Origin of the sequence: Halomonas sp. ML-15, from assembly GCF_014779595.1 — a bacterium.
Taxonomy (GTDB): Bacteria; Pseudomonadota; Gammaproteobacteria; order Pseudomonadales; family Halomonadaceae; genus Franzmannia.
The window spans coordinates 115,681-127,997 of the sequence record NZ_JACXZT010000003.1 but is presented as its reverse complement, the minus strand read 5'-3'; the positions used below and the strand labels follow the sequence as shown (position 1 = coordinate 127,997).

Sequence of the window (12,317 nt, the reverse complement as noted above, 5' to 3'; positions counted from 1 at the left end):
TCAGGCCCCCGGAATTGCCGCAGTGACCATGATCTCGACCTTCCACTCGGGCTTGGCCAGCTTGGCTTCGACGGCGGCACGCACCGGCGGCCGACCGGGCACGACCCAGGCGTCCCAGGCAGCATTCATCTGATCGAACTCGGCCATGCTGGTGACCCAGATCTGGGCGCTGAGCAGCTGCTCCTTGGAGGAGCCGGCGCCGGCCAGCAGGCGCTCGATCTTGGCCAGCACCTGCTCGGTCTGCCCGCGCATATCGGCGCTGGCATCGTCCGGCACCTGGCCGGCCAGGTAGACGGTACCGTTGTGAATGGTGGCCTGACTCATGCGGGTGTTGCTGTCGTGGTACTGGATAGTCATGTGCTGCTCTCTCGTGAGAGGCTGGCCAGCGGTGGCCAACCGGTTGACGTAAGCGGTCAAGTTTGACGATAGCCGCGCATGAAGGCGGCAAGGTTGGCGGCCAGCCACTCGGTGGGATAGCCGCCCTCCTGGACGATGACGGTCGGCAGTTCGATGGCCGACAGACGCTGCCCCAGGGTCGTGAAGTCTTCGCTCTCCAGCGCCAGGCCGGCCAGCGGATCGTCCTTATGGGCGTCGAGCCCCAGCGCCACCACCAGCGCACTGGGCCGAAACGCCTGCATGGCACCGATAAGGCGCTCCAGGGCGGCCATGAAAGCCGCCCCGTCACTGCCCAGCGGCAAGGGGATATTGAGATTGGCGCCAGCCCCCTCGCCCTCACCGGTCTCGTCGGCGCCGCCCCAAAAGAAGGGGTAGAAATCCGCCGGATCGGCGTGCAGCGAGCCGGTCCACACATCGCCCCTGGCGTAGAAGATATCCTGGGTGCCGTTGCCATGATGCAGGTCAACGTCGAGAATCGCCACCCGCTCATGTTGCTCGCGCAGCACTGAGGCGGCCAGCGCCGAATTGTTGAGGAAGCAGAAGCCACCGGCCCGCTCGGCACCAGCATGATGGCCAGGGGGCCGGCACAACGCATAGGCATGGCGTTTGCCAGCCAGCACCGCCTCGGCGGCGGCTTCGGCGCTGGCGGCGCTGGCCAGGATCCCGGCGAAACTCTCCTCGGTCATCGGGCAAGCCATATCGTGCATATGCCAGCCCACCTGGCCTACCGGATGCCGCGGGTAGTGATAGCCGCCACCGCAGGGGTGCACATTCGGCGCAACGATCTCGGCAGCATCCGGCAGCGCTCTCCAGCGGGCATGAATCGTCTCGAGAAATTCGAGGTAGCGCGGCGTATGCACCCGCGACAGTCGCTCGCGCAGGCGCCCACTGTCGCTGGCGGCAGGCGCGGTCAGCGAGAGGCCGCAGGTTTCCAGCCCGGCAGACAGCAGCTCGGCCCTCAGCGGGCCTTCCGGCGAGGGCACCTGGCGGCCGCGGAGTAGAAAGCTCGGCGGCGCATGGCGCTTCTGATCGGGGTGATAAAAGAGTTGCATAGACATTACTCGTCAGTAGCCCAGTCGCGCCGGTAACCAGGTCACCAAGCTGGGAAAGGCGATCAAGATCAGAATAGTGGAGAATATCGGCACCAGAAACGGCAGCACCGACATCACCACCTGACCATAGCGTAACCGGGTAATCCCCACCATCAGGAACAGCACCGTGCCGAAGGGCGGCGTGACCACCCCCACCGACAGCGTGATGACCATCACGATACCGAAGTGCAGCGGATCCAGCCCCGCCGCCAGCGCCGCCGGCACCACGATGGGCGTAAAGATCAGGATGCTCTCGATCACCGACATGAAGCAGCCGATCAGCAGGAAGAACAGCGCGAAGCCCAGCAGCAGCACCAGGGTCGAGACCTCCAGCCCCGCCACCTGGCCGGCCAGCGCCTGAGGAATGCCGATGCGCACCAGCAGCCAGCCATAGAAGCTCGATACCGCGATGATCAGCAGGATCGCCGCGCTGAACATCAGCGTGCGCCGGAAGGCACGATAGAGATCGAGCAGGCCGAGATCGCGGTAGATCAGGCCGCCGAGGATAACCGCATACAGCGAGGCTACCGCGCCGGCTTCAGTAGGTGAAAAGAAACCGCTCCAGATGCCTCCCACGATGATCAACGGCATCATCAGCGGCAGGATCGCCCGCCGGCCGGTGCGCACGACCTCGCTCCCCGAGAACGGGATAGGCGCCGGCATCGTCACCCGATTGGTGACCGCCAACAGCACGGTCAGCCCCATCAGCATCAGCGCCATCAGGACGCCCGGCACCAGACCGGCCATGAACAGCGCGCCGATGCTGACATTGGCCAACCAGCCATACACCACCAGGGCGATGGAGGGAGGCAGGATCGGCCCGATCACGCTGGACGTGGCGGTAATTCCCGCCGAATAGCCCAGGTCGTAGCCGCGCTCCTTCATCGCCTTGATCTCGACGCTGCCAAGCCCGGCGGCATCCGCTACCGCCGTGCCGGACATGGTGGCGAACAGCGAGCTGGCCACCACGTTGGCGTGCCCCAGCCCGCCCTTGGTAAAGCCAACCAGGGCAGTGGCAAAGTCGAAGATTCGGGTGGTCGTCGAGCCCGAATTCATGATGTTGGCGGCCAGGATGAACAGCGGTATCGCCAGCAGGGTGTAGTTGTTGAGTGTCTGCACCATGCGCAGCGACATCAGCTCTACCGACAGCCCGGTGGCACTGGTCACCCCCAGCGCAACGAAAGACGTGATGCCGATCGCCACCACCACCGGCAGCCCGATGGCCATCAGCAGCAACAGGGCACCGACGAAAATCAGCAGCTCGAGCATCAGGCACTCTCCTCGTTCATGTCCGCTACGGGTCGCCACTCGACCGGGCCACGCAGCGCCTGCCAGGCGGAGAGCACCGCCATGCCGGCAAAGCCGATCAGGATGCCCAGATAGAGATAGCTGAAGCTGATGCCCAGTGACACGGTGCGGTTATTGGCACTGGCACCGACCATGACCCAGGCGCCCCAGGCAGCGAGCACGAAAAAACCGCAGGAGAGCAGCGCAACGAGCCGATACTGAACGCCTCGCGCCACGCCGGAGAGGCGGTGACTGAACAGGTCCACCACCAGATGCTCGCCACGCACCCAGGCGGAGAGCGAGCCGAACCCGATCGCATAGATGGCCAGCATCGAGGCCACTTCCTCGGACCAGGGCATGCCCAGACCGAGCAGGTCGCGAGCCACCACGGCGCCAGCCAGCAGCAGCAACACCCCAGCCAGCAGCAGCACCCCGAGGATATCGCAGCCCACGGTCAGTCCCCGCAGAAGATAAAAGGCCACTCGATCCAGGGTGGCGGCGGGCGGCGTTGGAGAACGGGACACGGCAGACTCCTCCAATTGAGGTTGTTCACAATGCAGCAGCGGCGCCCCGAGGGGTCGCCGCTGCTGCCGGTCATGGCAAGAACGCGTCAGGCATCATCACCGAGGGCGTCGTCCATCACCCCGTCGGCCATCTCCTCGAGCAGTCGCTCGATGGCCGGCATGGCGGCGTCGCGGAAGGCATCGATATCGGGCTCGATAATGGTCATGCCGCGCTCCTCGAGCTGCTCGAGGTAGTACTCATCGAGTTCGCGCTCGCGCTCGGTGCCGTACTCGCGGGCCACATGGATCGCCTCGGTAATCAGCGCTTGATCGTCTGCCTCGAGGCCCTCCCACCACTGGTTACTGGCCACCCAGTTCCATGGAAACTGCACGTGGCTGGTAAGGATGATGTAGTCCTGGACCTCCCACAGCTGGCGAGTATAGGGCGAGGAGAGCGAATTCTCGTGGCCATCGACCTGACGGGTCTGCATCGACAGGTAGATCTCCGGTGCCGGCACGTTGACGACCTGGGCACCGATCTCTTCCCATACCTCGAGCCAGACCGGCAGTGACGGCAGGCGCAGACGGAACCCATCGAGGTCCTCCGGAGAGTGAATCGCCTTGTTGGCGGTCATGTGGCGAGGCCCGCGATGCTGGGTGCCGAAGAACTTCAAGCCCCCGCGCTCCTCGGCCTGCTCGATCAACCGCTCTCCGGAAGGACTCTCCATGAAGGCATCGACCTCCTCCCAGGTCGCGAAGACGAACGGCACGGTGATGGCGTCATACTCCTCCGCGTACTGCTGGCGCCAGTTACCGCCAGTAATCGATATCTGGGTCTGGCCCAGATTGAGCAGCTCGAGCACCGAGTTCTCACCGCCCAAGGAACCGGCCAGGAAGGGACGTACATCGAAACGGCCCGGGGCGTGCTCTTCCAGGTACTCGGCAAAGCGCTCGACGGCATCGCTCTCGGAGCCGCCTTCACTCATGGTGTTGTTGACCTGAATCTCGATGGTATCTGCCAGGGCATAGGGGACCGCGGCCAGCATGCCGGCAGTGATCAGAGTGGCGAGCAGGGACTTTTGCATCAGACTCTCCCTTCAATATTGTGATTATGGGTAAGGATGGCGTGTCGTGAACTCGATCTTGGTACAAGCGCGAGCCACGCTCAAATCGACGTTGATGAAGGGGGCCTTCGTCAATGACGATATCAAAGGCTATCCCATGACAGCGAGGCTTCCCGCTGCCATCCCGCCTCAACGCGACTAAAGAGTAATACCAGAACGCCATCAGCGCGCATCTCAATGGTAGTAGCTGGCCGTCGGATGGCCGACCTACCCTGAGGAGATTTCACCATGCACGAAGTCAGCCCCGCCGTTTTCATTACCGGTGCAACCTCCGGTATCGGCCGCGCCTGTGCGCACCGTTTCGCCGCTGCTGGCTGGGCCCTGGTGCTCACCGGCAGGCGGCAGACGCGGCTCGATGAGCTTGCCGCCGCGCTGGGCGAGCAGGTCCCGGTCCACACCGCCGTCCTCGACGTCAGCGACCCGGACGCCATAGCCCAGGTCGTGGCAAGCCTCCCCGAGCGCTTTGCCTCCCCTCACGCCCTGATCAACAACGCCGGTCTGGCCCTGGGTAAAGGACCCGCCCAGGAGGCGGACCTCAGCGACTGGCAGCGTATGATCGAAACCAATATCACCGGGCTGGTAAGCGTCACTCGTCACCTGCTGCCGCGTCTGATCGAGAGTGGTAGCGGCGCCACTATTATCAATATCGGTTCCATCGCAGGCCGCACCCCCTACCCCGGCGGCCATGTCTACGGCGCCACCAAGGCCTTCGTCGAGCAGTTCAGCTACAATCTGCGCTGCGATGTCAGCGCCCATGGCGTCAGAGTCACCGACCTGGCGCCGGGGATGACCGAAAGCGAGTTCACCCTGGTGCGCATGAAGGGGGACACGTCAGTGACAGATAACTACTATCGTGGCACCCAGCCCCTTCAGCCCGATGACGTTGCCGTGCAGGCCTTACAGATCGCCGAGCTACCTCCCCACGTCAATATCACCCGTCTCGAAGTGGCCCCGCTATGCCAGCAGTGGGCGCCGTTCAACGTGGTCCGCGATCAGGCCTCCTCGCCCACCAGGTGATCCACCAGATGACGGGCAATCACCGGCAGAGTGTCGTAGCGCCGCATGCCGATCACCAGCTCACGCCGCGCCCAGGGATCGGCCAGGGGAATGCTGCACAGTTCGAGGTCGCGCAGGTCGCGATAGATGGTGCGCTGCGGCAGCACACCGACACCCATGCCGTGGTGAATCATGCGACAGATGGCGTCGAAGCTGCGCACCTGGATACGCATACGCAGGCTGCGCCCGCCGCGACTCGCCTGCTCATGGAGCAGCGACTGCAGAGAGGTATCCTGCTGCAAACCAATGAAGTCGTAGGCCGTGGCCTCCTGAAAATCGAGCGTCTCGCGAGCGGCCAGGGGGTGATCACGCGGGGTCATCAGCACCAGTCGATCGCTGCGGTAGGGCATCACCTGCAGCTCAGGGGCGGCTACATGCCCGGCAAAGATTCCTATGTCGGTCAGGCCGTCTCGCACGGCAGCGATCACTTCAGCGCTGACGCGCTCCTGCAGGTCGATCTTGACCTCGGGATAGCGCCGCGAGAAGGCGCTCAGATCCTGCGGCAGGAAGGCGATGATCGCCGAGGTGTTGGAGTGGATGCGCACATGCCCCTTGATCCCCTCGCCGTATTCGCTGAGTTCGGCCTGCAGCCGCTCGATGTTCTCGAGAATCCGCCGCGCATGGTGCAAGAAGGCGTGCCCCGCGGGGGTCAGCTCCACCCCCCGGGAACGGCGGTAGAGCAGCGTGGTACCGACCAGCGACTCCAGGTCCCGGACCCGCTTGCTGACCGCCGCCAGGGCCAGGTGCTCACGCTCGGCGGCGGCGGTCAGTCGCCCCTCATCGGCGATGGAGACGAACAGCTTCATGGTAACCAGGTCGAAACGGCGCATGGTGACTCGCGAGGAGAGAAATAGAGCCCTATCCTAGCGAAGTGTTCGCCATCGACGAAGCCCGGCTTACCCATCGCCTAATTGTTTCGCCCCTGTGCCAGGCGCCATGCTGTGTCACAAAACTGCCGAGGAGTGCTTCCATGACAACCGCGGAGACTCGCCAACTCCCCCTTCAACACCTCAAGGTGCTGGAACTGGGACAGCTTATCGCTGGCCCCTTCGCTACCAAGCTGCTGGGTGAGTTTGGCGCAGATGTCATCAAGATCGAGCCTCCAGGCACCGGCGATCCACTTCGCAAATGGCGAATCATCGAAGATGGCACCTCCCTGTGGTGGCACGTCCAGAGCCGCACCAAACGGTCGGTGTCACTCGACTTGCGTACACCACAGGGTCAGGACCTGATACGCCGCCTGGTCGGCGAGGCCGATGTGCTGGTGGAGAACTTTCGTCCCGGCACACTCGAGGGATGGGGACTCGGCTATGACGCACTCTCCGCCCTCAACCCGGCACTGATCATGGTGCGAGTCTCCGGCTATGGCCAGACCGGCCCCTACCGCGACAAGCCCGGTTTCGGCGTGATCGGCGAAGCCATGGGCGGACTGCGCTATCTCACCGGTCAGCCCGGCGAACCCTCGGTGCGGGTCGGGGTAAGCATAGGCGACTCTCTCTCTGCCCTGTATGCGGTCATCGGTACCCTGCTCGCGCTGCAGGAGCGCAGCCGCAGCGGCCTGGGTCAGGAAATCGACGTGGCGCTCTATGAATCGGTGTTCGCCATGATGGAGAGCCTGCTGCCCGAGTACGACGCCACCGGCCAGGTGCGCGAGCCCAGCGGTAGCGCCCTGCCCGGCATCACGCCCTCGAATGCCTACCGCACTCGGGACGGTGACTTCGTACTCATCGCCGGCAACGGCGACAGCATCTTCAAGCGCCTGATGAAGGTGATTCACCGCGACGACCTGGCCAATGATCCGGCGCTGGCCCATAACGACGGACGCAGCCGGCAGGCCGAGCGCATCGACAGCGCCATCGAAGCGTGGACCCAGGAGCATTCACGCGATGAGGTCATCGAAAAGCTCGAAGCTGCCCGGGTCCCTGTCGGCTTCCCCTATACCGCTGCCGATATCGCCAGCGACCCGCACTACCTGGCCCGGGAGATGATTCAGACCATCACTCGCCCCAACGGTAGCCCGCTCAAGGTTCCCGGCGTGTTGCCCCGCCTCAGCGCCACCCCGGGCCGGCTCGGCGACGGCGGCCCCAGCCTGGGCCAACATACCGAGGAGGTGCTCGACGAGCTGGGCATCGATGACGAGACTCGCGCCAAGCTGCGCAGCGCCGGCATCATCTAATCCCGAGGAGTTCCCATGTCTACATTACAGATCAACGAGGTGGCACCCCGTGATGGCTTGCAGATCGAAGCCGATTTCGTGCCCACCGTCGACAAGATCGGGCTGATCGATGCGCTCTCCGCCACCGGCCTTGCGCGCATCGAGGCGACGTCCTTCGTCTCGCCCAAGGCGATCCCCCAGCTACGCGATGCCAGCGTCGTCGTGGCTGGCATCCAGCGCCGCCCTGGAGTGGGCATCACCGTATTGGTGCCCAATGCCAAGGGCGCCGAGCGGGCGCTGGCCTGCAGCGTGGACGAAGTCAATCTGGTGATGTCGGCGAGCGACTCCCACGGCCTGGCCAACCTGCGCATGACGGCGCAGCAGTCCCTGGAGCAGTTCACTGCGATTCTCGAGGTGGTCCGCGGTCACCCGCAGGGTCGCGAGGTCTTCGTCAACGCCTCGCTCTCCACCAGCTTCGGCTGTCCCTTCGAAGGCGAGGTACCCGAGGCGCGGGTGCTCGATCTGGTCGAGCAGCAGCTGGCCCTGGGTGTACAGGGCGTGAGCCTGTGCGACACCACCGGCATGGCCAATCCTGCCCAGGTCGGACGCCTGTGCGAGGCGGTGCTCAGGCACTTCCCGCAGACCCCCTTCACGCTGCACTTCCACAACACCCGCGGCATGGGCCTGGCCAACGCCATGGCCGCCTGGCAGGCGGGCATCGTGCGCTTCGACGCGTCGCTGGGGGGGCTGGGCGGCTGCCCTTACGCCCCCGGCGCCACCGGCAACGTCTGCACCGAGGATCTGGTGCATATGTTCGAGGAGATGGGGGTGTCGACCGGCGTCGACCTGGACGCCCTGCTCAAGGTTTCCGCCTCCCTGCCGGGGCTCATCGGACACGACACCCCGGGCCAGGTGGTCAAGGCGGGCAAGGCCGATCGCCGCTATCCCATGCCGGGCTAGCCCGCCCCCTGTTGCCAGCGGCAGACGAACAGCGCGTAGGCCTTGAGCGTATGGCGGATCGACTCGATGTCGACCCGCTCATCGATACCGTGAATACGCTCGGCCACCGGCCCATAGCAGGTGCCGGGCACACCGCCGGCGACATGGAAGGCGCAAAGATCGGTGATGCAGGTGGAGAGATAGTGCTCCGGCGGGCGGCCAGTCAGGGCCTGATGGCACTCATCGAGCAGACCGATCCCTGGCGCCTCGAGATCGACCAGGTGCCCCGGCGAGCGAAAGCCGTGAAACTCGACCTGCGGCGCCTCGCCGGCCAGCCCCAGGTCGCGATGCGCCCGCGCCACGCAGGCCTCGAAGCGCTGCATGATCTCGGCCGGCGCCACCCCCGGCGCAAACCCGATCCGCCCCTCGATTTCTGCATGGGCGGCCACGCTGGAGGCCCAGTTACCGCCCTCGAAGCGACCGACATTGAGATTGAAGGGGTGATCATAGGCGTCATAGGGCGGTTCACGCTCGGCGTTGAGCTCCGCCTCGAACGCCTTGAGCGCCGGCATCAGCGTCTGCATGGTCTCGATGGCATCGCTGCCGGCGGCGGCATCGAGCACGTGGGCCGGTTCGCCGTCGACGCGAATCCGGAAGCGCAGCACACCGGTCTGGCCGGTGTAGAGACATGGCCCGAACGGCTCGGGGATCAGCACGAAATCACCGCCGTAGCCTGCATTGACGCAAGCCAGCGCGCCGTTACCGCTGCACTCCTCCTCGATCACCGTCTGCAGCGTCAGCGGCGTCTTGATCGCCACGCCGGCGCGGCGCACCGCGGCCACCGCCATGATCATCGCCGCCACCCCCGCTTTCATGTCACCGGCGCCGCGCCCGTAGAGCCAGCCATCCTGGCGCCAGGGCTCCCAGGGTGGACGCGTCCAGGTGTCGATGGGCTCCGCCGGGACCACGTCGAGATGGCCATTGAAGACCAGGTGCCGCCCCGGGGCGTCGCGATTGAGCGCCGACACCAGGCAGTAGCGCCCCGCTCCGGACCACGCCACCGGCGCGTGCTGAGGGTGCGACAGCAGGCTCGGGGCATCCATCGCTACCCGCTCCACCGGCAGCTCGAGCCGCGTCAATGCCTGCTCCATCGCCGATAGCGCACCCTGCTCCTGGCCCAGCACGCTGTATTCGCGCACCAGAGTTTCGGTCAGCGCCAAGGTCTCCTCGAAGCTGGCATCGCACTCCGCCAATACCCGCTGCTCCTGTTCGCTCAGCATCCCCCCTCCTCGCCTGTTGCAGCAGACTCGGCGATCGGGCGTCCAGCGCCAGGATCGGCCCCAAGTCCTTGAATAACGTAGTCCCGCGCCACGCCGATGTGGTAGTCCACCTCGTCACGACAGCGCCGGGGATCGCCGCTCGCCAGCGCCTCGATCAGCAGCCAGTGATTGGCGGAGATACGTTCGGGCTCGGCATGGGTACGCTCGATCAGCGCCATGCACAGCCGCAGCTCGTGTGACACGTCATCGAAGGCCTTGAGCAGGCGCCGGTTGCCGGCCATCTCGAACACCAGCCGATGAAAGCGCAGATCGGCCTCGATCTTGCGCCCGTCGTCGCTGCCTCTGGCCAGCGCGCACATCGTCTCCACCTGCTGCGACAGCTGGGCGTGGGCCGCCTCGTCGAAGCGAGCCACCAGCAGTTCGAAGGCGTGCCGTTCGTAGCAGAGCCTGAGATCGAAGACATCCGCCAGGTCGTCGCCGTTGAGTTCACGTACGAAGAAGCCCTTGCGCGGCCGCGATATCAGCAGGCCACGACTCTCCAGCAGCCGGGCCGCCTCACGCACCGGCGCTCGGCTCACGCCGAGGTCGCGGGACAGCTGCACCTCCGAGAGCCGCTCGCCGGGGGCAAAGTGACGCGCAATGATCGCCTCGGTGAGGTAGTCGGCCACCTGTTCGACCAGGTTGGTCTGCTGCAATCGCGGCACTGCGGGGGGGCTATCGGCATGCATCGACGTCGTCCTGCTCCAGGCACTGGTGAGGCTACTATCATTACAGTATGGCTAATCAATTCGTTATGTCGACCACCGACTGTCGACAGCTTGGCAAGGCGTTGCTATGTTCAAGGACGACCCGATGAATTGCCATCGACGTACCAAGACAACAACAAGGGACGTAACCCATGAAAACTCCTCTGGCCATGGCCATTGCCGCCGCGGCATTGACGCTCTCCACCGCTCAAGCCGATGAGCCGCGCCACGGCGGCACCCTCAACACCGTCATTCAGCCCGAGCCTCCCGGCCTGGTGCTGGGGATGATCCAGAACGACCCGACCCGCAAGGTAGCGGGCAATATCTACGAAGGCCTGCTCAGCTACTCCACCGATCTCGAGCCGCGACCGCAGCTGGCCGAATCCTGGGAAGTCGATGACGACGGCCTGGTCTGGACCTTCCAGCTACGCGAAGGCGTCACCTGGCACGACGGCGAGCCGTTTACTGCCGAGGATGTGGTGTTCTCCGCCGATGTCTTCCACCGCGACCTCAACCCCAGCGCCCGCGCCGTGCTCGACCATATCGAGAGCATCGAGGCGGACGGCGATCACACCGTGGTGTTCACCCTCAAGCAGCCGTTCGGTCCCTTTCTGCTCTCCTTCGAGGCCGGCACCTTCACCATGGTGCCCAAGCACCTCTACGAAGGCACCGACTTCCGTGACAACGAGCACAACGATCATCCCATCGGCACCGGCCCCTTCAAGTTCGAGAACTGGGACCGCGGCACGGTGATCGAGCTGGTGCGCAACGACGACTACTACGTGGATGACCTGCCCTACCTCGACGGCATCAACTGGCACGTGATACCCGACGGCGCCTCCCGCGCCGTGGCTTACGAGAACGGTACCGTCGACGTGCTGCCCAACGGTACCGTCGAGAACTTCGATATTCCGCGCCTCGCCGAACTCGACAACACCTGCATGACCGAAGAGGGTCACGAGTACTTCAGCCCCTTTGCCATGCTGTGGATGAACAACCGCGAAGGCCCCACCGAAGACAAGCGCTTCCGCCAGGCGGTGATGTACGCCATGGATCGCGAATTCGCCCGCGACGTGCTGTGGAACGAGCTCGGCAACGTACCGCTGTCGTCATTCGGCTCCAACGCGCGCTTCCATCATGACGGGCTGGATCCCTACGACCACGATCCGGATCGCGCCCGCGAACTGCTCGACGAGATGGGTTACGACGGCGAGGAGGTGCGCCTGCTGCCGCTACCCTATGGCGAAACCTGGACGCGCTGGGCCGAGGCGGTGCAGCAGAACCTGCGCGAGGTAGGCATCAACGTGCGCACCCAGTCCACCGACGTCGGCGGCTGGAACCAGCGCCTGGGCGACTGGGACTACGACCTCGCCTTCACCTTCCTCTACCAGTACGGTGATCCGGCGCTGGGCATCTCGCGCACCTACCTCTCCACCAACATCGAGCGTGGCTCGCCGTGGAACAACGTCGGCGGCTACGAGAACGAGCGCGTCGATGAGCTGTTCAACGAGGCCGCCACGGCCTTCCCCGATGAAGAGCGGGAAGCGCTCTACCACGAGGTTCAGGAGATTCTCCACGAGGACGTGCCGGTGGGCTGGCTGATGGAACTCGGTTTCCCGACCCTCTACCGCTGCGACGTGAAGGATCTGGTGACCTCCGGCGTTGGCGTCAACGACGGCTTCAAGGACGCTTGGCTGGACCGTTGATCCCCTGATCGAGGCGGCCCGTGGGCCGCCTCCT

General features: G+C 64.9%; 12 protein-coding genes. 4 read left to right on the top strand and 8 right to left on the bottom strand.

The annotated features are described in order from the left end of the window. The 5 genes from IEI94_RS04240 to IEI94_RS04220 form a co-directional block, all read right to left on the bottom strand. Window positions 1-357, bottom strand: coding sequence for a RidA family protein (locus IEI94_RS04240; RefSeq protein WP_191165905.1), 357 nt, complete (start codon window positions 355-357; stop codon window positions 1-3). A 56-nt stretch (window positions 358-413) separates the two neighbouring features. Next, window positions 414-1,448, bottom strand: coding sequence for a histone deacetylase family protein (locus IEI94_RS04235; protein ID WP_191165903.1), 1,035 nt, complete (start codon window positions 1,446-1,448; stop codon window positions 414-416). Window positions 1,449-1,460: 12 nt separating this feature from the next. Next, window positions 1,461-2,756: a TRAP transporter large permease gene (locus tag IEI94_RS04230; protein ID WP_191165901.1), complete on the bottom strand. Its 1,296-nt coding sequence runs from the start codon at window positions 2,754-2,756 to the stop codon at window positions 1,461-1,463. Further along, window positions 2,756-3,298 (bottom strand): TRAP transporter small permease, encoded by a 543-nt coding sequence (locus tag IEI94_RS04225; protein WP_191165898.1) that lies wholly within the window; start codon window positions 3,296-3,298, stop codon window positions 2,756-2,758. Before IEI94_RS04225 ends, IEI94_RS04230 begins: the two co-directional genes overlap by 1 nt. Window positions 3,299-3,384: 86 nt before the next feature. Then, complete coding sequence (locus IEI94_RS04220; protein ID WP_191165896.1) at window positions 3,385-4,362, bottom strand: TRAP transporter substrate-binding protein; 978 nt, start codon at window positions 4,360-4,362, stop codon at window positions 3,385-3,387. Between the two features lie 267 nt (window positions 4,363-4,629). On the opposite strand from IEI94_RS04220, the gene IEI94_RS04215 reads away from it, so the two are divergent. Further along, window positions 4,630-5,418 carry an SDR family NAD(P)-dependent oxidoreductase gene (locus tag IEI94_RS04215; RefSeq protein ID WP_191165894.1) on the top strand — a complete coding sequence of 263 codons (789 nt, stop codon included), beginning with the start codon at window positions 4,630-4,632 and terminating at the stop codon, window positions 5,416-5,418. Here the strand turns inward: IEI94_RS04215 and IEI94_RS04210 are convergent. Continuing rightward, the gene (locus tag IEI94_RS04210) at window positions 5,394-6,287 is read right to left on the bottom strand and encodes a LysR family transcriptional regulator (protein WP_191165892.1); all 894 of its coding nucleotides are present in this window, start codon (window positions 6,285-6,287) and stop codon (window positions 5,394-5,396) included. The two genes, IEI94_RS04215 and IEI94_RS04210, sit on opposite strands and share 25 nt — an antisense overlap. 140 nt (window positions 6,288-6,427) lie before the next feature. Here IEI94_RS04210 and IEI94_RS04205 point away from each other — a divergent pair, with 140 nt between their 5' ends. Both IEI94_RS04205 and IEI94_RS04200 read left to right on the top strand, forming a co-directional pair. Further along, complete coding sequence (locus tag IEI94_RS04205; RefSeq protein ID WP_191165890.1) at window positions 6,428-7,633, top strand: CaiB/BaiF CoA transferase family protein; 1,206 nt, start codon at window positions 6,428-6,430, stop codon at window positions 7,631-7,633. A gap of 15 nt (window positions 7,634-7,648) precedes the next feature. Continuing rightward, window positions 7,649-8,572 (top strand): hydroxymethylglutaryl-CoA lyase, encoded by a 924-nt coding sequence (locus IEI94_RS04200; RefSeq protein WP_191165888.1) that lies wholly within the window; start codon window positions 7,649-7,651, stop codon window positions 8,570-8,572. Here IEI94_RS04200 and IEI94_RS04195 read toward each other — a convergent pair. Continuing rightward, complete coding sequence (locus IEI94_RS04195) at window positions 8,569-9,831, bottom strand: ArgE/DapE family deacylase (protein WP_191165886.1); 1,263 nt, start codon at window positions 9,829-9,831, stop codon at window positions 8,569-8,571. The genes IEI94_RS04200 and IEI94_RS04195 overlap by 4 nt on opposite strands. After that, window positions 9,825-10,559, bottom strand: a complete 735-nt coding sequence (locus IEI94_RS04190) for a GntR family transcriptional regulator (RefSeq protein ID WP_191165885.1) — start codon at window positions 10,557-10,559, stop codon at window positions 9,825-9,827. Before IEI94_RS04190 ends, IEI94_RS04195 begins: the two co-directional genes overlap by 7 nt. Window positions 10,560-10,729: 170 nt before the next feature. Between IEI94_RS04190 and IEI94_RS04185 the strand changes: the two genes are divergently transcribed. Then, window positions 10,730-12,283, top strand: coding sequence for an ABC transporter substrate-binding protein (locus tag IEI94_RS04185; RefSeq protein ID WP_191165882.1), 1,554 nt, complete (start codon window positions 10,730-10,732; stop codon window positions 12,281-12,283). Window positions 12,284-12,317 lie beyond the last annotated feature (34 nt).

What these genes read in the sequence shown, in the direction of transcription:
- IEI94_RS04240 (WP_191165905.1), bottom strand. Translation starts at nt 357, where the DNA reads ATGACTATCCAGTACCACGACAGCAACACCCGCATGAGTCAGGCCACC.
- IEI94_RS04235 (WP_191165903.1), bottom strand. Translation starts at nt 1,448, where the DNA reads ATGCAACTCTTTTATCACCCCGATCAGAAGCGCCATGCGCCGCCGAGC.
- IEI94_RS04230 (WP_191165901.1), bottom strand. Translation starts at nt 2,756, where the DNA reads ATGCTCGAGCTGCTGATTTTCGTCGGTGCCCTGTTGCTGCTGATGGCC.
- IEI94_RS04220 (WP_191165896.1), bottom strand. Translation starts at nt 4,362, where the DNA reads ATGCAAAAGTCCCTGCTCGCCACTCTGATCACTGCCGGCATGCTGGCC.
- IEI94_RS04215 (WP_191165894.1), top strand. Translation starts at nt 4,630, where the DNA reads ATGCACGAAGTCAGCCCCGCCGTTTTCATTACCGGTGCAACCTCCGGT.
- IEI94_RS04210 (WP_191165892.1), bottom strand. Translation starts at nt 6,287, where the DNA reads ATGCGCCGTTTCGACCTGGTTACCATGAAGCTGTTCGTCTCCATCGCC.
- IEI94_RS04205 (WP_191165890.1), top strand. Translation starts at nt 6,428, where the DNA reads ATGACAACCGCGGAGACTCGCCAACTCCCCCTTCAACACCTCAAGGTG.
- IEI94_RS04200 (WP_191165888.1), top strand. Translation starts at nt 7,649, where the DNA reads ATGTCTACATTACAGATCAACGAGGTGGCACCCCGTGATGGCTTGCAG.
- IEI94_RS04195 (WP_191165886.1), bottom strand. Translation starts at nt 9,831, where the DNA reads ATGCTGAGCGAACAGGAGCAGCGGGTATTGGCGGAGTGCGATGCCAGC.
- IEI94_RS04190 (WP_191165885.1), bottom strand. Translation starts at nt 10,559, where the DNA reads ATGCATGCCGATAGCCCCCCCGCAGTGCCGCGATTGCAGCAGACCAAC.
- IEI94_RS04185 (WP_191165882.1), top strand. Translation starts at nt 10,730, where the DNA reads ATGAAAACTCCTCTGGCCATGGCCATTGCCGCCGCGGCATTGACGCTC.